This is a genomic window from Microbulbifer sp. ABF4_143 (assembly GCF_056160225.1).
Genome location: NZ_JBSWWT010000024.1, coordinates 1 through 18,602 on the forward strand (window position 1 = coordinate 1; position 18,602 = coordinate 18,602).

Genomic DNA, 18,602 nt, shown 5'->3' on the forward strand with positions numbered 1-18,602 from the left:
GGCTCTTTCTTTGAAGCCTTCACTGTAACGCGGCATTTTCCACTCGATTACCGCCCCCTCATACACTGTTGATTAAAAAGTGGGCGCGACATCTATGCTGACACAGGGGGACAGAGGCTATGGAGTTATTCAGAGGTTCCCTAAAAGGATTTGGATGTTTTTTTAGGTGAGTGCAATGAGCTCTATACCAGCGACAAGGGCTGCTATTTCGGCACTGAAAATTGAAGAGCGCGTGGAGCGCGACGTGAAGGCTGGTATTCCGGAGATAGATCGAAACAGCCACACGGAAAGCGAGGAGAGCCTCCGCTCCTATGTGGTCCGGGAGATCATCGGCAGGGTGCACCAGGGGCGCCAGGAGGAGATAGACGCGCAGGCGGATACCCGCGGCGAAGTCGAGATCCGCCAGCTGTACCAGCAGATCAAGAATACCGAGGCCACACTCAACAAACAGGTTTCCGCTAAATTCTCCGCCATCGTGCGGGAGCTGCAGAGACTGGCGCGGGACTTTTCCACTGCCCGCATGGATCTGGAAAGCTTCCGGCACAGGAACGGCCTGACCCGGGAGGCGGTCTACCGCGAGTCGCGGATACTCCACTACTCGGTGGTGTTCTTTATCGTTATCGTCGAGACGGCCCTGAACGCCTTCTTCCTGGCGAAGGGCAGCGAGTTGGGGCTCGTCGGCGGCTTCTTCCAGGCGCTGATCATCTCCCTGGTCAACCTGGGCCTCGCCGCCTTTGCCGCCTTCGCGCTGCGCCAGAGTTTCCATATCAGCGCCTTGCGCAAAGCGCTGTTCCTGGGACTGTTCGTGTTTGTCGGCGCGATATCCGTATTTTTTATTCTCGGCGTCGGCCACTACCGCGAGGCGCTGGAGCTGCACCCGTTCACGGCTTCCAAGGTCGCGGTCATGAACCTGTGGGGCGCCCCGCTGGGTATCCACGATTTCAACTCCTGGATCATGGTCATTGTCAGTGGCATGGCGCTGATACTGCTGACGGCCAAGTTTTTTATCGTCGAGGACCACTATCCGGGCTACACCGCGGTCGCGCGCAGGGCCAGGGAGCGGCGGGAGCGCTGGATCAGGGGGTGCTCCGCGGCCTTTGAGGAAATCGGCGCAGTGGTTGAGGAGGCCCAGCGGGCGCTCTCCGAGCGGGAGAAGGCGATCCGCTCTCAGTACATCGGCTTCAAGTCGAGTATCGACCGCAGCGAGGATATTCGGCGCGAGTACGAGGAGGATATCGTCAAGGCCCAGGGGCTGCTGGATGAACTGGTCAGGTACTACCAGTCCTATTCGGCCAGAATGATGAACCGGCGGGCGGCCTATTTCGGCGAACTGCTGCGCTTCGAGCTGGACAAGCTGCCGAAGCTGAACACCGTGGGGCTGGAACAGCACAAGGAGGATCTCGCCTACTTCGATCAGGTGATGGCGGAGCTCGACCGGGAGTACGCGGATGCGATGGAGCTGGTCAGCGGAAAGTGGGGTGAGTTCCAGGAGGATATCCGCGCGGCGATCGCAAAGATCGAGCGGGAAAACGGTTTGGGCGGGCTGTGATGAAAACTTCTCCGGGCCGTCTGTCAGCGGAGGACAAGCGCGGAATCGCGATATTTATCGCCGGCGCACTGGTCCTGTTGTGTCTCGTCTTCGTGGTGGTGACAAAGATCCACTCGCCCGAGCGCGACTACGACAGCATCACACTGTGCAACGAACGCCTCCCCCGGTCTGCGCACAACATATTTATCATCGATGTGTCGGATGCGCTGTCCGATTACCAGCGCAGGTTTCTGCACAGCCGCCTGTCGAGCCTGCTGGAAGGCTCGAGGGCGAATGATCGCTTTACGATATTCGTACTGGATGAACGCTATCACGGCCTGTCCGAGCCCGTGGTCGATCTGTGCAAACCGAAGGCCGCCGGCGATGTCGACGCGCTGACTTCCAACCGCCTGTTCGTGGAAAAGCTGTACCGGGACAGGTTCCGGGAACCGTTTGAGCGGGCCATTGCCTCCGTCGTGGCCGCCGGCGAACAGGAGGTGTCCCCCATCTACGAGGCCCTGTCGGACCTGGCGTCGCTGGAGCGGATCGACCTGCGCGCGGGGGAAGTCAACCTGACCATAGTCAGCGATATGATCCAGAACTCCAGGTCCGCCTCCGTGTTCAGCAGCGGCTCCGAGGCGATCGAGCGCCTGCCGGCGATCGACCTGCGCCGCGCGCGGACTAAAGTCTTCTGGCTGGACCGGGAGAAATACAAGCGCTACCAGACCGACGAGCTGGCCAGCAGCTGGGAGGATTACCTGGCCAGCGTCTCCCGCTTTGAACAGATTGAAAGGGTCAGGAACTAGGGAACCTCTGGGGGCCCGCCGTTCCTTTCGGGCTAGCGGTTGTGGCCGCGTTTCCTGGCCTCGGCTTCCGAGTGCTGTTGCAGCATCAGATCGCGCTTGCCCTTCCGCTCCGCGGAGCTGCCACCCGAACTGCCACCGGCGATCAGGGCGGACAGCCATGCCTGGTATTCGCTCTCGTAGCGGCTTTCCCAACTGCTCAGGTAGCTGCTGTAACTGCCAAAGTCGTTGCTTTTCAGCGAGTTTGTCATGGCGATCACCTCGTCGTAGTGGCGCTCGAACAGGAAGCGGATCGCCAGGTAGCTCCAGCGGTAGACCTGGTCCACCTTGTCGCTGTAAGTGGTGTCGAAGATCTTCGCCAGGCTGGGTTTGCGATGGCGCGGCTTGTAGTTGCGCGCCAGGTTGATGGCGTCGGGATTGTCGTTGCCGAGAGACAGATATTCCGCCAGCCCCTCAGCCCACCAGACCATATTGCCCGGGTAGTGGTTGAAGCCGCCGTAGGAGACAAAGCGCCCGTCCAGATAGTGGACATATTCGTGCTCCAGGTTCCAGATGGAGAACTCCGGGCGCAGCCAGGAAGCCTCGTGGGCGTAGAAGCTGGCCTGGTTGCTCGGATCGGCCGGGTTGCCCTCTAAATAGATACCGCCGTTATTGGTGTTGATACCGAAGAGATCGTAACCGTAGGAGTCGTACTGGTTGTAATCGTCGAACACGACCACACGCAGGTCGGTATTGTAGTCGTCCGGCACCGGTACCTCCCCGGTCTGGAGCCGCTGGTGGAACAATGTCTCCTTGGCGGTGAGCTTGGCACAGGTATCGTTGAGCTGGCTGCCGCTCATGTCCTGGGCGCGTATTCGCAGGGTGCTGCTGCAGGTGTGTTGGATTGGCAGTACCTGATCGATATCGGCGTCGCCGCCCCCGCCACCATTGGGCGGCGCCGCGGCGGCGGTAGCTGTCAGGGCGGCCAGGACCAGTGCGGCGAGACTGCATTTTGCTGTGGGGGTGGATCTTGCGAACGAATTGTCGCGGAGAGTGGGTTGCAACATAGCGGGTTCCTGTCGTTATTGTTGTGGAGTTCATTTTTGTTATTGGGTGCTAAAGCAAAATAAAGCTACACTTTGTTTTTATTGTGTGCAATATAAAATGTGTGGGATTGCGCGACAGATTTCTCGACTGCTGCAATATAAGCTTCAATAAACAGCCGCTTTCCTGTAAGAAAGCTGAGGCAAAGTTTGCCCAACGAATCATTGGGGCTTTGCTATGAGCAACCGCTACCGCGCACTGTGGATTTCCGATGTGCACCTGGGCAGCAGGGACAGCGAACCGCAGCGCCTTGCGGATTTCCTCGCCCAGAATCGCGCCGACACCGTCTACCTGGTCGGCGATATCTTCGATATGAAGGCGCTGGCCCAGGGCAAGGGCAGCTGGTGCCGGGACTCCAGCCTACTGCTCGGCATGCTCTCCGAGCTCTCCAGCCAGACCCCGGAAGTCATCTATGTGCCGGGCAACCACGACGCGCCTATGCGCAGCTGGGCAGGTAAAAGCCTCGGCAATATCCGCATCGAACGCGAGTGGGTGCACACGGCGGGCGATGGCAAACGCTACTGGGTCACCCACGGCGACCAGTTCGAGCATCAGATCAATATCAACCCCATCAGCTACCACATCGGCGACCACAGCTATTACCTGATGCTGCGCCTGAACCGCTGGATCAACTACTGGCGCGGCCGCTTTGACAAGCCCTGGTGGTCGCTGGCCAACCATGTGAAAAACCGCATGCAGGCGGCCAGGCGCCTGATGGACAGTTTCGAGGAGATCGCGATACGCGAGACGCGCCGCCGCGGCCTCGACGGCGTGGTCTGCGGCCATATCCACCGCGCCGCGATCCGCCACAGCGGCGCCGGCGCAGGGCGCCTGACCTACGCCAACTGCGGCGACTGGGTGGACTCGATGAGCGCGGTGGTCGAGCGGCACGATGGCAGCCTGGAGCTGCTGCACTGGCACCGCGCGCCGAAGATAGCGCGCATCATGACCGAGGCGGTGGCGGCATGATCCAGCTGGAAAACCTGTTGCAGAAAAATGCCTGGTACAGCGCGGCGCCGCAAAGGCCGACGCGCAAACTGGTGTCCGCGGCCCTGAAGAAAATCTGCTGCGAGCAGCGGATCCAGGAGTTCGGCCGCCTCTACCCGCACCTGGGCGGTCTCGATTTTATCCGCCAGATTTTTGCCCACTTCGATTTCCGCTACGACCTGAATCCGTCGGAGCTGGAGCGGATACCGCCGGCGGGGCCGCTGGTGATCGTCTCCAACCATCCGTTGGGCAGCCTCGACGGCCTGGCGCTGATCGATATGGTGGCGCGGGTGCGCCGGGACGTGCGCGCCGTCGCCAGCCAGCTGCTGTGGAATATCGAGCCGCTGCGCCCCTACCTGCTGCCGGTGGACAATTTCAACGGCCGCACCCGCCGCGGCGACATCGAGGGCATCTACCGCCACCTGCACGGCGGCGGCGCCGTCATCGTATTTCCCGCCGGCGAGGTCTCCCGGCTCACCCCCCAGGGGGTGCGCGACGGGCGCTGGAATCCCGGCTTCGCCCGCTTCGCGGAAAAAACCAACGCGCCGATACTGCCGGTGCAGGTGCGCGGGCGCAATTCCCTCTGGTTCTACGGCCTGTCGATGGTCAACAAGCCGCTGTCGACCCTGTGGCTGATCCGCGAGATGTTCAAGCAGACCAGGCGCAGCATCGATATCCGTATCGGCAGCCCGGTGGAGGCGGCGCACTTCCGCAACTGGCCACTGACGCCGCGCGCCCAGGCGGCCCTTTGGCGCCGGCATGTGTACCGGCTGCACAAGTCCCCGCGCCCGCTGGGCCCGGAGCCCATCGCCGCCGCCGAGCCGGTGGAGGAAGTGGCCGCGGTGATCGAAAGCTGCGACACCCTGGTGGCGCAGGGCGGATTCTCCGTTGTACTGTACCGCCAGCGGGTCGACTGCCCGGCGATGCGCGAGCTGGCGCGGCTGCGCGAAGTCGCCTTCCGGGCCGTGGGCGAGGGCACCGGCCGGAGCCGCGACTGGGACGCCTTCGACGCCCACTACGACCACCTGCTGCTGTGGGATGGCGAACGCCGGCAGATCGCCGGCGCCTACCGCCTGGCGAAGACCGACAGCCTGGCGCCGGAGCAGATCTACAGCAGCACCCTGTTCAACTACCCGCGCCCGCCCCGGCAGAGCCTGCCGGACTCCGCGGAGCTGGGGCGCAGCTTCCTGCTGCCGGAGTACTGGCGCGGCCGCGGCCTGGACCTGCTCTGGTGTGGTATCGGCCAGTGGATTGCGCGCAACAATGTGCGCTACCTGTTCGGCCCCGTGTCCATGCCCGGCACTTTTTCCGCGCGCGCCAAGTCGGCCATAGTGCGCTACTTCCTGCACCACTTCGCTACCGACAAGCCGCTCGGCGACGCGCGCCTGCCGTTTGCGGAGGCGCGCGAGGACCTGCCGGCGCTCTGCGGCGATGCCGGCGAGGATATGGTGCAACTGAAGCGGATACTGAAGGAGGAGGGCGTGATGCTGCCGCCGCTGTTCAAGAAGTACACCGCGGTGACCAGGCCCGGCGGCACCAGCTTTCACGCGTTCAACGTGGATCCGGATTTCTGCGATTCGGTGGACGGCCTGGTGGTGGTGGACCTGGAGCAGGTGGATCCGAAATTCGCCCGGCGCTATCTCGGCGCCTGATAGAAACCCCTATCCTATCTGGCAGGCTGTTGAAAAACAGCCTGCCAGTCCGGGCCAGGGACGGCCCGGTCGCAAATCAAGCGCGCAAGTGCTTGATTTGTCGCGGAGGGTTTGCGGACATGCGCCGCAAACCCGGGGGAAAAAGGCCGGGATGGCCTTTTTCAACAACCTGCTAGGAGCGGCCGTTGGCCGCGATCAATATTGCCGAATGACTGTGAGATCGATTGCGGCCAACGGCCGCTCCTACAAGGGGATATTTCCGCTCGGCGCTTACAGCATTTCCAACTGCTTGCGCACACTCGCCAGCTTCACGCACAACACAAACACCGACATGGCCGTATCCAGTTCCTCCAGCGGCGGGAAGCTGGGCGCTATGCGGATATTGCGGTCTTGCGGGTCTTTGCCGTAGGGGAAGGTGGCGCCGGCCGGGGTCAGTTTGACACCGGCGTCCGCGGCCAGCTGCACCACCGCGCTGGCGCAGCCGGGGCGGGTATTGAAAGACACGAAGTAGCCGCCCTGCGGCTTTTCCCATTCGCCCAGGTCCGAATCGCCGAAGGCGCTCTGCAGGTGATTCAGCACACAGTCGAATTTCGGCTGCAGTATCTGTGCGTGCTTCTGCATATGCGCCTTCAGCATGGTGAACTCGGCAAAGAAGCGCGAGTGGCGCAGCTGGTTCACCTTGTCCGGGCCTATGGTCATGGCCTGCATCTGTTTTTTCAGCGACGCCAGGTTGTCTCTGCTCGCGCTGACGAAGGCCACGCCGGCGCCGGCGTGGGTGACCTTGGAGGTGGAGGCGAACTGGATCACCGAGTCGGCGGTATCGTTTTCCACGGTTGCGGCGCGGATGCTGTGCAGGTTTACCTGCTGGCCCAGATCGTGGATCGCGTAGGCGTTGTCCCAGAAGATGCGGAAGCCGGGGTTGGCGATATGGCCCAGCTGCGCCATGCGCTCGACGGTCTCCCTACTGTAGGTGACGCCGGTGGGATTGGAGAACTTGGGCACGCACCAGATACCGACGATGTCCCTATCTGTTCTGATCAGTTCCTCCACCGCGTCCATGTCCGGGCCGGTGTCGGTCATGGGCACATTGACCATGCCGATGCCCAGCTGCTCGCAGATGGAGAAGTGGCGGTCGTAACCCGGCACCGGGCACAGAAACTTGGGGGCGGCCAGTTCGCGCCAGGGCGGGTTGCCGGCGAAACCGAACAGGTAGCCGGTCAGCACCGCGCAGTACATCAGGCTCAGGGAGCTGTTGCCGCCGGCGATCACCTCCTCGGTGGGCACCTGCAGGATATCCGCGCCCAGCTCGCGGGCGCAGATCAGCCCCTCCAGGCCGCCGTAGTTGCGCGTATCGGTTCCGTCTGCCGCGCGGTAGTCGCCGTTCAGAATGCCGTCCAGCCCATCCGACAGGTGCAGCTGCTCCGCCGAGGGTTTGCCCCGGGTGATATCCAGACTCAATTCGTGCTGGCAGATGCGCTGGTATTGCGCGCTCAGCTCTTTTTCCCATTCCTGCAACTGATCGCGTGTAGCGGAGTCGATACGCACGGTGATCCCCCTGTCTGGTGTATGGAAGCGGCGAGCTTAGCAGCCGGGGGCGGGATTCGTCAGCTGTCTATGGGCAAAAACGGATGGGGAATAGTCTCACGGCGACTGGCTGGCCAGGGTGCGGAAGTCCCGCGCGTATTCGCGCAGGGTTCTGGTCAGGTGCAGCCGCTGCTGCTCGGTGGTACTGGCGAGGATTTTTTCACCCAGTTCGCGCGCCTGCTGCTCGCGCCGCGCCTGCATCTGCCGGTAGTCCTCCGGCCACAGCTGCTGCGGGTTCAGCATCAGGTCGCGCATCTTTTCCAGGTAGCCGTCCGGCTTGCGGCGCAGCAGGTCGATAAAATGCGCCTGCCAGACCTGCCGCTGTTGGTCGCGCAGCAGCGGGTTGTATTCCACCTGGGCCACCCAGGCGGTGATCAGCTGCTCCTGTTCTTCGCTCAGGGAGCCGAGCCAGCGCTCGCTCTGTCTGCGTATCTGCTTTTTCCTGCGGCGCTGGATTTTTTCCGGTGACTTCTGCCATTTCTGCAGGGATTCCTCGCGCTTTTCGTCCAGGGTCCGCTGCAGCTGGTCTATCTGGACATCGCTCAGGGTTGCGGCCAGCGGCAGCAGCAGGTCGTACAGCTGCACGCTGGCGGTATGCAGAAATTCCTGCAGCCGACCCTCCACCGATTCCAGCTCCAGCTGCTGCAGCTGGCCCTGTTCGACCCGGTCTGCAAGCCGTTCCAGATAATCGGCGTAATGGGGTAGCTGGGTCTGGCGGTGCCAGGCGTGGAAACTGTCCAGGGCGGCCTTGAGCTGAGCCTTCTGTGCGCCGCTGAAATCCACATAGTCGTCGATCTGCCAGCGCATCCAGCGGTCCAGGTGGGTGTAGGCGAACTGGATGCTGGAGCAGCTGGCGAACAGCAGCAGTGTGGAAACCAGCGCCGCCGCGCCCAGTATCCGTCTCAGAGGTTCCGCCGTCGCCATCCGTCCTTCCCTGTGAAATCCGGCCGCCAAACTATGACGGGCCAATTCTCACTATAGACAAGGGCCGAGGGAACCTATGAAAGCCAGAGAGGCTGTGGAGTGATTCAGAGGTTCCTAGTTTATCCACACCTCGACGCGGCTGTTTTTGACCGGCGCCCGTTCCCGGTCGGCGGTCAGCGGGGCGAAGGCGCCGAGGGCGAGAATGCGGCTGTCGCCCAACTGGTGCTCCCGCAGCAGCGCGCCCTGTACCTTGAGGGCGCGAAAGCGGGAGATGATATCGGAGATATTGCTGTTGGACTTCCGGTCGGAGAAGCCCACCAGGGTCAGGTTCAGGTCCCGCTCCGACGTCGCGACAAAGGCCTTCAGGCGGCGCAGATCCTTGAGCGCGCGGCTGTCCAGCTCCGAGCTGCCGTCGGCGAAGCGGAAGGAGATGCTGAGCCGCTCCCCCCTCTCCATCAGTTCCCGGTAGGCCTGCGGCGCGTTGGGGTAGGGGGCCATCTTGAGTGTCACCGGCGTCAGGTTGATAAAGCCGGATTCGGCCACCAGCTGCTGCCCCTGCGGCGACTCGACGAAGTGCAGGAAGGCGTCCACATGGGGCTTGTAGCGGCCGGGATTCTTGTACAGGTACAGCCGCCGTGTCAGCGGGAAGTCCTCGGTGGCGATAATGCCGCGGTCCGGTACCACGGCGGCCAGATCGCCGGCCTTGATCGCGACCTTTTTCACGCCTTCGGCATCGGCGAAGGGCAGGTAGCCGATGGCGCCCGCCTGGCGCTGTACTATGTGGCGGGTCTCGGCGTTGCCGGAGACTTCGTAGACGCGGGCGCGGGGTGCCGGCGGCAGGCCGGTGCCGAATACTTCTTCGTCGAACGTGGCCCGGGTGCCGGATTCACCGTCCCGGTGCAGCGGCCGTATCGGCAGGTCGGCGCCGCCGAGTTCCGCCCAGTTCACTATCTCGCCGCTGTAGATCTGCCGCAGCTGCGCCAGCGTGAGTTGGGTGATCGGGTTGCTTGGGTGCACCGCCACGACCAGGGCGTCCAGGCCGATCACATGCTCCGCCTCGGCGCCGGAGAGGTCGCCGAAGCGCGCCAGCAGCTTCACCTCCTTCTGTTTGACCCGGCGTGAGGCCATGGCGATATCGGCGCTGTCGTTGTCCAGGGCCTTGAAGCCGGTGCTGGAGCCGAGGGCGACAATGGGGACCTCCACCGGCTGGCCCTCCAGCCGGGCGCTGATCCAGTGGCGCTCGCCGGCGCTGCGCTGCGCGATATCGCTGGCGTCGAGACTTTGCAGGTAGCCTTTCACCAGCAGCGGCGCCAGCTCGGCGCCGACGGTATTGGATCCGGTCAGGCGGAAGAGTGTTTTGGTTTCCGCCGCCTGGGCCGGCAGGCCCAACAATTGGCAACACAGAAGCGCAATCAACAAAGCGCGCATGGATAAGCCCCCATTTCGATAACCTTGTATTTGATGATCGCCCGCAAAATACCGGCGCAGATGCACGGATCTGCCGCCATTTCACGGGATCGCGCCGGCCTGTGACCGGTCGCGCGGTTGTGTATTGGTGTTTTTTGCAACGAACCTGGTCGCTGTCATAGTCGGAGTGCCGCGGGCTGCAGTGATGTCGCTTGCGGAAGGCGAGTTCGCAGAGTGTGGACGGCGCCATTCTGGGTGGGGGCTTTATCGCAAATAAATATGACAAAAATATTTCAGTGGGACCGCGGAGTCGGGGTCTCGGGTCGCCGACGCCCTTGCCAGCCGCCGGGCGGGGCCCGGGGCGTCGGTGGGCGAAATGCGAATCCGCCTATATACTTTGTGTCGTCACAGGTTAGTTGTGTGTTTTTTGGGCAGCTGTGCCCGCCGGTCCTTCCACTGGCATTTTTTTGGAAAATGAGATGACAACGCTGTCATTTCTGGTGTAGTATTCCTCCCATATTGGCACTGGCGCCCTCTGGCGCCGGCCGGTTTCCCGGGGGAAATCTAGGGAACCTCTGAATAATTCCGCGATACCTCTGGCTTGCAGAGCGGTTCACAATCAAGGCGCGGCTTCGCAGGAATGTCTAGACCTTTCAAGAAGCCGCAACGCAGGGTGTGGATCGCTCTGCAAGCCCCGCAGGGCGGGCCCTGAAGGCCGCATCTGCGGCGTTGCAGCTCTTGCAAAGGGCCGGACCATTCGCGGCGAGCTGCGCCTAACAGCAGCTGCAGCCTTCAGGGCCCGCAGAGGCATTGCGGAATTATTCAGAGGTTCCCTAGTGGGAAGCTCGGTAAAGACACATAACAATACAAAATCTTAGAGGCCGGTACAGATGGTTGCTTTGAGAGACAGGGATACACTTTTTATTGGTATCGACGGCGGCGGCAGCAAGTGCCGGGCCGCTATCGTGGACGCGGGCGGTCGCGTCCTCGGTACCGGTGTTGCCGGACCTGCCAACCCACTGCACGGCTATGCCCAGACCATCGACTCCATAGTGCGCTCCGCCGCCCTGGCCCTGGCTGACGCCAAACTGCCCCCGGAGACCCTGGGTGAGCTGGTGGCCGGCGCCGGCCTCGCCGGCGTCAATATGCCGAGCCTCTACAGTGAAATGGCCTCCTGGGCCCATCCCTTCAAGAAGCTGTACCTCACCACCGACCAGCACTCCGCCTGTCTCGGCGCCCATCGCGGCGGCGACGGCGCCGTCATCATCGCCGGCACAGGCTCCTGCGGTTACGCCTGGGTCGAAGGTCGCAGCAAGCTGATCGGCGGCCACGGCTTCCCCCACGGGGACAAGGGCAGCGGCGCCTGGATGGGTATGGAGGCGGTCAAGTATGTGCTGATGGCCCTGGATGGCCTGGCCGAGGATTCCCGCCTCAAGGGGGAGGTGTTGAAGGCCCTGGACGCCGGGGATGCCAACGAGGTGTTCGAGAAGATCGGCGGCAAGTCCTCCAGCCACTATGCGCGTCTGGCGGTGCCGGTGATCGAGTGCGCCGAGGCCGGCGACCCGGTGGCGGTGGCCATAGTGCGCGACGGCGCGGCCTATATCAGCGACCTGGCGGACAAGCTGATGGAGCTGAAGCCGCCGCGCCTGTCGATGATCGGCGGCCTGGCGCCGCGCCTGCGCGCCTGGCTGGCGCCCCATGTGGTGGAGCGCCTGGCGGAGCCGCTGGATGCGCCGGAGATCGGCTGTGTCTACTTCGCCCAGCAGTCCCTGGCGCGCGAGGCCGGCGAAACCGGCCCGGCCGCTCAGGAAGCCGATTCAAAAGCCCTGTTCGGGTAAGGCCCGCAGGGGCGCCCGCTTGGAAAATGGAACCCGAGATTTTATGACTGCAGTAACTCCCGCCGAGGCAACACAGGTAGATAGCGGTATGGCCACCACCGTGATGGAAAGCGAAGCCCGCGAGGCCCCCGAGCGCATCGCCGAGCAATTGCAGAGCAACGCCGACACCATGGCCCAGTTGGGCGAGCGCCTGCGCCGCGAACCGCCCAGGTTTGTGATGATCGTAGGGCGCGGCTCCTCCGACCACGCCGGCGTCTTCGCCAAATATCTGATCGAGATAGAGACGGGCACGCCCACCTTCGCGGCGGCGCCGTCGGTTTCCAGCGTTTACGGGCGCAAGCTGAAGCTCGAGGGCGCGCTGGTGCTGGTGATCTCCCAGTCCGGCCGCAGCCCGGACATACTGGCCCAGGCCAGAATGGCCAAGGAGCAGGGTGCCTATACGGTGGCGCTGGTCAACGACGAGAGCGCGCCGATCAAGGAGGTCGTCGACCTGATGGTGCCGCTGAAGGCGGGGCCGGAAAAGGCCGTGGCCGCCACCAAGAGCTACCTCGCCACCCTGTCCGCGGTGCTGCAGCTGGTGGCCAACTGGACCCGGGACGAGGGGCTGCTCGGCGCGGTCAGTGCACTGCCGCAGACCCTGGCCGAGGCGGTGGATTCCGAGATTCAGCTGCGCCCGGAAGATCTGGCCAATGTGAAAAACCTGGTGGTGCTCGGCCGCGGTCCCGGCTACGGCATCACCCGCGAGCTGGCGCTGAAGCTGAAGGAGGTGTGCAATATCCACGCGGAGTCCTTCTCCAGCGCCGAGTTCCTGCACGGCCCGGTAACCCTGGTGGAGCAGAAGCTGACTGTGGTCAATGTGCCCATCGAGGACGAGTCGTTCGAAGCCCACAGCGGGCAGATAGCGGATATCGTCCGCCGCGGCGGCACCCTGGTGAATCTGCATGTGCCGAGCAAGGGCGTGCACCCGCGCGTGGCGCCGCTGGCGCTACTGCAGCGTTTTTATATCGACGTCGCCCATGTGGCGGTCAGCCGCGGCATCAATCCGGACGAGCCCGCCGGCCTGAAGAAAGTTACTCAGACCGTTTGAGCGGTGAAGCGGGAGATGCTTGTGGGGCGCACACTGATAGCGGAAAGGCTCTTTGACGGCGAACGGGTCCGCCCGGATGTGGCGTTGACGATCGGCGGGGACGGCCGCATCCAGGCCCTGGGCGGCGTGGCTCCGGCGGATGCGGAGCGCCTCGAGGGGCTGCTGGCGCCGGGCCTGGTGGATGTGCAGGTCAACGGCGGCGGCGGCGCGCTGTTTAACAACGACCCCAGCGTCAACGCGCTGGTCAGGATGAGTGAAGCCCATGCGCGCTTCGGCACCACCGGATTTTTGCCCACGCTGATTACCGACGAACTGCCCGTGATGCGCGCGGCCGCGGACGCGGTCAGCGCCGCGCTGCGCGAAGGGGTGCCCGGCGTGATCGGTGTGCATTTCGAGGGGCCGCACCTGAGCGGGCCCAAGAAGGGCACCCACGAGGCGCGATTTATCCGCCCGCTGAGTGACGGAGAGCTGGCGATCTACGCCCGCGACGACCTGGGCATCAAGGTGGTCACACTGGCGCCGGAAAACGTGTCCGCGGAGGATATCCGCAAGCTGGTGGCGCTGGGGGTGAAGGTCTGTCTCGGCCACTCCGATGCGGATGGTGCCACCGCCGCGGCGGCGCTGGCGGCCGGCGCGACGGGTTTCACCCATCTGTACAACGCCATGTCGCCGCTGCAGTCCCGCGAGCCGGGCATGGTGGGCACGGCGCTGATCAGCGACGAAGCCTGGTGCGGACTGATCGCCGACGGCCACCACGTCTGCGCCGAAGCCATGCGCCTGGCGCTGAAGGCCAAGCCGCGCGGCAAGTTGATGCTGGTGAGCGATGCCATGTCCCTGGTGGGTAGCGACGAGACCAGCTTCCCGCTGTTCGATCGCGTCGTGACCCGGGAGGGCGACAGATTGACTTCGAGTACCGGCGAGCTGGCCGGCTCGCACCTGGATATGATTTCTGCCGTGCGCAATATCCGCGACTGGTGCGGCGTGGAAGTCGAGGAGGCGCTGCGCATGGGGGGGCTGTACCCGGCGCAATTTCTGGGCAGGGATGCCGGGCGCATCCGGATCGGCACTGAGGCGGATCTGATTCTGTTGGACGAGAAATTGCAGGTGAAAAAGACCTGGATAGGCGGCAGGGAAGTTTTTTCGCAGCAGGCGTAGAAAATTACTTTCGATAACCACGATAACGATAAAACGATAAAAAGGTGCTCCTATGGAAACCGCAATAGCAACCCGGAGTGAGTCCAGAAGCAGCCTGTTGCCGATGGCGATTATCGGCATGCTGTTTTTTATTTTCGGCTTTGTGACCTGGCTGAACGGCTCCCTGATCCCATTTTTGAAGATTCTCTGCGACCTGAGTGACTTTCAGGCGCTGTTCGTGACCTTCGCCTTCTATATCGCCTACACGGTGATGGCGTTGCCCATGTCCTTTATTTTACGCCGCACCGGCTACCGCGACGGCATGGCCATAGGCCTGGGAATCATGGGTGTGGCGGCACTGATTTTTATTCCCGCCGCGCAGACCGGCAGCTACCCGGTTTTCCTGCTGGCCCTGTTTGGCCTCGGTGCGGGCCTGACCATCCTGCAGACCGCGTCCAATCCCTATGTGGTGAAAGTCGGCCCCGCCGAGAGCGCGGCCACGCGCATCGCGGTGATGGGCATCATCAATAAAGGTGCCGGCGTACTGGCCCCGATCGTGTTCACCGCGCTGGTGCTGTCCGGTCTCGCCGACTTCAATACCGAGGCCATCGCCAGGCTGGGCGAGGCCGAGCGCGAGGCCAAGCTGAGCGAAGTGGCCAATCGCCTGGTGATGCCCTACATCTATATGGCCGCGCTGCTGTTCCTGCTGGTGGGGCTGGTGAAGTTCTCCGGCCTGCCGGAAATCGAGGAGGAGGCCGGCGCGGACGATGAACCCAAATCCGGCGTCTGGCAGTTTCCGCAGGTGGTGCTGGGCGCGCTGGCACTGTTTGCCTATGTGGGGGTGGAAGTGATTGCCGGCGACACCATCGGCCTCTACGGCGAGGGGCTCGGGGTAGCCAACTTCGCGTCGCTCACTTCGTACACCATGGTATTTATGGTGATCGGCTACCTGATCGGCGTCACCTGTATTCCGCGTTTTATTTCCCAGCAGCAGGCGCTGCTCGGATCCGCCATCGCCGGCTCCCTGTGTGTGCTGGGCGTGGTCTTCGCTTCTTCGGAAAGTAGCGCGCTCGCGACTGTGCTCTGGGGCTGGTCCGGTGTTCCGGTGGTGCCCGACACGGTGACCTTCGTCGCGCTGATGGGGCTGGCGCACGCGCTGGTTTGGCCGGCCGTCTGGCCGCTGGCGCTGGACGGCCTGGGCAGATTCACCGCGCAGGGTTCCGCACTGCTGATTATGGGTATCGCCGGCGGCGCGATTATCCCGCTGCTGTTCGGCCAGGTGGGGGATATGGCGGAAAACACCCGCAGCGGCTACTGGGTCGCGCTGCCCTGTTACCTGTATATCCTCTTCTACGCCCTCAAGGGGCACAAGCTGCGCAGCTGGAAGTAACGCTTTTGGTTTGACGTGTGTCTGTTGTTCTCTCGTTGGTTCTCGTCATCTTTGCCCTCCTCGTGAGGGCTTTTTTTGCCTAAAGCTGGGAGTAAGTTGTAGGTTCGTGCGGGCGAACACAAGGCTCGCCCCTACTACTCTGTGAATTACTTTGGCGCCGGCCCGCTCGAATCCCGCACCACCAATTCCGGCGTAAACTCCCGCACAATTCCCGCCTCCTTGTGGGCCTTGCCGCTCTCCGTCGCGCCCTTGCCGCGCGCCTTGCTCAGCACCAGTGCCGCGGCGCACTTGGCGATCTCGTTGTTGGGCTGGTGTGCGGTGGTCAGCTTGGGCCAGGTCTGGCGGGAGAAGGGGCTGTCCTCGAAGCCGACGATGGAGAGCTGCTCGGGAATCTCGATATGCATCAGGCGCGCGGCGAACAGGGCGCCCGCGGCCATTTCGTCGTTGCTGGCAAAGATGGCGGTGGGGGGATTCGGGGACTGCAGCAGTTTCTTGGCGCCCTCGACACCGGAATCAAACGAGTATTCGCCCTGCAATATCAGGCCTTCCTCGATCGGCAGACCTGCATCCCGCAGCGCGCGGCGATAGCCGTCCAGGCGGGCGTGGGTGGAGACGTGCTCCTCGCCGCCGCAGAGGAAGCCGATGCGTTTGTGTTGCAGCTGCAGCAGGTGGCGGGTGAGGTCGTAGGCGGCCGCGCTGTCATCTATCTGGATGCAGTTTTCCTCGTCCTCCTCCGCCGCCGCGGCGGAGACGATGCGCACATAGTCCACATCCAGCGATTTGACGGTATCTATCACCGCCGGGGTCTCGGAGAAGGGTGGCGTCAGCACCAGGCCGGCAATCCTCGAGTGTTCCACCAGATTTTTCAGCTCGTCGTGCACCGCGTCGGATTTGGAATTGCTCGGGTGAATCAGCAGCTCGTAGCCGCGCGCCTTGCAGGCCTCGAGAATGCCGTTTTGCATATCGATCACATAGTAGGCATTCGGGTTGTCGTAAATAAAGGCGATGGTGTAGGAGCGGGTGCCCGCCAGGTTGCGCGCGGCCAGGTTGGGCTGGTAGTTGAGCGCTTCCACCGCCTCCATCACCTTCTTCCGGGTGGCGGGGCGTACCGAAGGCTCGTTGTTGATAACGCGGGAAACTGTCTTGATGGAGACGCCGGCCCGGGCGGCGACATCGTTGATGGTGACTTTCATCTGTGGCACAGGTCCTTGTTGTGGCGCCTCCGCATTCGCCCGGCGCGGGCCGGTGCGAAGGTTTGCGGCCGAAAGCGGGATATTACCAGCAATTGGCGGTCATTTTGCGCGGTATCGGCCTGGCCGCGCACTGCGCCGATACCGCGCCGGAGATCCGGTGAAAATTTACTACAGTTTAAATTGACAGCGCTGTCCTTGTGTGGGAGTCTTTTTTGCCAATGACAACGCTGTCATTATCGTCGCAAATCGGCGGCCGGCGTCGTCGAGAAGAATAAACCGGTGTCCGACTTTCGCCGTCGGCGCCCGCACTCTAGGGGGCTCAATGACCATTACCCAGTTTTCCAGTTGGCAGCGACTCCAATCCCTGGCTGGGCGCATGCGCGAGCGGCCGCTGCGCCAGCTCTTCGCCGAAGATCCGGCGCGCGCGATGCGCTATTCCGTGGAGCTGCCGGAGTTCCTGTTTGACTACTCCAAGAATCTGATCGACGACGAAGTCCTTGTAAATTTATTACGGTTGGCGCGGGACGCGGATCTCGAGGGCTGGCGCGCGCGGATGTTCGCCGGGGAGCCGATCAATCGCACCGAGGGGCGTCCGGTTCTGCACCCGGCGCTGCGCGGCGGCCTGCCTGCGCCGGTCGAGATCGGCGGCACGCCGGTCGATGCGCTGGTGGAAGCCGAACTGGCGCGCTTGAAAAAGTTTGTAAATTTACTACATAATGGCGGCCTGAGCGGCTGTACCGGGCGGCGTATCACCGATGTGGTCAATCTCGGGGTCGGCGGCTCGCATCTGGGGCCGGAAATGGCGATAGAGGCGTTGCGCGCCTACCGGCGCGACGATGTGGGTGTGCACTTCGTCTCCAATGTCGACGGTGCCCAGTTGGCCGACACCCTGGCGAAGTTGGATCCGCAGACCACGCTGTTCGTGGTCTCGTCCAAGACCTTCACCACTGCGGAGACGATGACCAACGCGCGCAGCGCGCTGCGTTGGTTCGGAAGTTTGGCGCCGCGGGAGGAGGTGCTGCGGCGGCATTTTGTCGCGGTGACGGCCAGCCCGGACAGGGCGCGCGCCTTCGGCGTCGAGTCGCAGCGCGTATTCCGCTTCTGGGACTGGGTCGGCGGGCGCTTCTCCCTCTGGTCGGCGATAGGGCTGCCGATCGCGATTGCGGTAGGTTTCGAGGGCTTCCGCGCACTGCTCGACGGCGCCGCGGGTATGGATAGGCATTTCCGCGAGGCGCCGCTGGAAAAGAATGCCCCGGTGCTGATGGCGCTGGTGAGCCTCTGGTACTGCACTTTTATGGGTTTTCCGGCCCACGCGATACTGCCCTACGAGCAGGCGCTGCATAGGTTGCCGGCCTACCTGCAGCAGGCGGAGATGGAGAGCAACGGCAAATCTACCACCAGGGCGGGGGAGGAGGCGGGCTACGCAACCGGCCCCCTAATATGGGGCATGCTCGGTATCAATGGCCAGCACGCGTTTTACCAGTATCTGCACCAGAGCCCGCAGGTGGTGCCGGTGGACTTTATCGGCAGCGTCGCCCCGGGGCACACACTGGCCGGCCACCACGAGACACTGCTGGCGAACATGTTCGCCCAGAGCCAGGCGCTGATGAACGGCGTCGACCGGGCGCAGGTGGAAAAAGAACTGGCCGCCCGGGGGCTCGAGGCCGGGGAAATAAAAAGACTGGCGCCCTTCAAGGTGCACCGCGGCAACAGGCCCAGCAACACCATCCTGCTGCGAAAGCTGGATCCGCATTCGCTGGGCGCGCTGATCGCGCTATACGAGCACAAGATATTTGCCCAGGGCGTGATTTTACAAATTTATTCTTTTGACCAGTGGGGTGTGGAACTGGGCAAGGGGCTGGCCGCCGCACTACAACCACAGTTGGAGAGCGGCGAATCGAGCAGTCAGGACGCGTCCACCGCGCGCCTGATCGACTATTACCAGCGGGCAAAGGCCGGCGCCGCGGCGCTGGAGTTTGCCGGCTGATTAAA

The 18,602-nt window shown here is 63.2% G+C and carries 14 protein-coding genes; 9 read left to right on the forward strand and 5 right to left on the reverse strand.

Going from position 1 to position 18,602, the window contains the following annotated elements; translation table 11 throughout:
- Window positions 1-175 precede the first annotated feature (175 nt).
- Complete coding sequence (locus tag ACXAF3_RS15840) at window positions 176-1,549, forward strand: hypothetical protein (RefSeq protein WP_475113271.1); 1,374 nt, start codon at window positions 176-178, stop codon at window positions 1,547-1,549.
- Window positions 1,549-2,334: a hypothetical protein gene (locus ACXAF3_RS15845; RefSeq protein WP_475113272.1), complete on the forward strand. Its 786-nt coding sequence runs from the start codon at window positions 1,549-1,551 to the stop codon at window positions 2,332-2,334. The genes ACXAF3_RS15840 and ACXAF3_RS15845 overlap by 1 nt, the downstream gene beginning before the upstream one ends.
- Window positions 2,335-2,366: 32 nt before the next feature.
- Here the strand turns inward: ACXAF3_RS15845 and ACXAF3_RS15850 are convergent, their stop codons facing one another.
- A complete protein-coding gene (locus ACXAF3_RS15850; RefSeq protein WP_475113273.1) occupies window positions 2,367-3,377 on the reverse strand; it encodes a collagenase in 1,011 nt (336 codons plus the stop codon).
- Window positions 3,378-3,591: 214 nt separating this feature from the next.
- Between ACXAF3_RS15850 and ACXAF3_RS15855 the strand changes: the two genes are divergently transcribed.
- Window positions 3,592-4,383 (forward strand): UDP-2,3-diacylglucosamine diphosphatase, encoded by a 792-nt coding sequence (locus tag ACXAF3_RS15855; protein ID WP_475113274.1) that lies wholly within the window; start codon window positions 3,592-3,594, stop codon window positions 4,381-4,383.
- Window positions 4,380-6,053 carry a bifunctional ornithine lipid synthase OlsF gene (gene olsF / locus ACXAF3_RS15860; protein ID WP_475113275.1) on the forward strand — a complete coding sequence of 558 codons (1,674 nt, stop codon included), beginning with the start codon at window positions 4,380-4,382 and terminating at the stop codon, window positions 6,051-6,053. Before ACXAF3_RS15855 ends, olsF begins: the two co-directional genes overlap by 4 nt.
- Window positions 6,054-6,323: 270 nt before the next feature.
- Here the strand turns inward: olsF and ACXAF3_RS15865 are convergent, their stop codons facing one another.
- The 3 genes from ACXAF3_RS15865 to ACXAF3_RS15875 all read right to left on the reverse strand — a co-directional run bounded on the left by ACXAF3_RS15865 (window position 6,324) and on the right by ACXAF3_RS15875 (window position 9,989).
- Window positions 6,324-7,598, reverse strand: coding sequence for an aspartate aminotransferase type Ic (locus tag ACXAF3_RS15865; RefSeq protein WP_475113276.1), 1,275 nt, complete (start codon window positions 7,596-7,598; stop codon window positions 6,324-6,326).
- A gap of 96 nt (window positions 7,599-7,694) precedes the next feature.
- Window positions 7,695-8,561 carry a DUF6279 family lipoprotein gene (locus ACXAF3_RS15870; RefSeq protein ID WP_475113277.1) on the reverse strand — a complete coding sequence of 289 codons (867 nt, stop codon included), beginning with the start codon at window positions 8,559-8,561 and terminating at the stop codon, window positions 7,695-7,697.
- 114 nt (window positions 8,562-8,675) lie between these two features.
- Window positions 8,676-9,989 carry a substrate-binding domain-containing protein gene (locus ACXAF3_RS15875; protein ID WP_475113278.1) on the reverse strand — a complete coding sequence of 438 codons (1,314 nt, stop codon included), beginning with the start codon at window positions 9,987-9,989 and terminating at the stop codon, window positions 8,676-8,678.
- A gap of 869 nt (window positions 9,990-10,858) precedes the next feature.
- Here ACXAF3_RS15875 and nagK point away from each other — a divergent pair.
- From nagK to ACXAF3_RS15895, 4 genes are read left to right on the forward strand one after another with little or no spacing between them, the layout of a single operon-like run.
- The gene (nagK, locus tag ACXAF3_RS15880; protein ID WP_475113279.1) at window positions 10,859-11,806 is read left to right on the forward strand and encodes an N-acetylglucosamine kinase; all 948 of its coding nucleotides are present in this window, start codon (window positions 10,859-10,861) and stop codon (window positions 11,804-11,806) included.
- Between the two features lie 43 nt (window positions 11,807-11,849).
- Window positions 11,850-12,893 carry a glucosamine-6-phosphate deaminase NagB-II gene (nagB-II, locus tag ACXAF3_RS15885; RefSeq protein ID WP_475113280.1) on the forward strand — a complete coding sequence of 348 codons (1,044 nt, stop codon included), beginning with the start codon at window positions 11,850-11,852 and terminating at the stop codon, window positions 12,891-12,893.
- Window positions 12,894-12,914: 21 nt separating this feature from the next.
- Window positions 12,915-14,048 (forward strand): N-acetylglucosamine-6-phosphate deacetylase, encoded by a 1,134-nt coding sequence (gene nagA / locus ACXAF3_RS15890; protein WP_475113281.1) that lies wholly within the window; start codon window positions 12,915-12,917, stop codon window positions 14,046-14,048.
- A 52-nt stretch (window positions 14,049-14,100) separates the two neighbouring features.
- Window positions 14,101-15,417, forward strand: coding sequence for a sugar MFS transporter (locus ACXAF3_RS15895; RefSeq protein WP_475113282.1), 1,317 nt, complete (start codon window positions 14,101-14,103; stop codon window positions 15,415-15,417).
- A gap of 146 nt (window positions 15,418-15,563) precedes the next feature.
- On the opposite strand, the gene ACXAF3_RS15900 is transcribed toward ACXAF3_RS15895, so the two are convergent.
- Window positions 15,564-16,610 carry a LacI family DNA-binding transcriptional regulator gene (locus tag ACXAF3_RS15900; protein WP_475113283.1) on the reverse strand — a complete coding sequence of 349 codons (1,047 nt, stop codon included), beginning with the start codon at window positions 16,608-16,610 and terminating at the stop codon, window positions 15,564-15,566.
- Window positions 16,611-16,932: 322 nt separating this feature from the next.
- Between ACXAF3_RS15900 and pgi the strand changes: the two genes are divergently transcribed.
- Complete coding sequence (pgi, locus tag ACXAF3_RS15905; RefSeq protein ID WP_475113284.1) at window positions 16,933-18,597, forward strand: glucose-6-phosphate isomerase; 1,665 nt, start codon at window positions 16,933-16,935, stop codon at window positions 18,595-18,597.
- Window positions 18,598-18,602 lie beyond the last annotated feature (5 nt).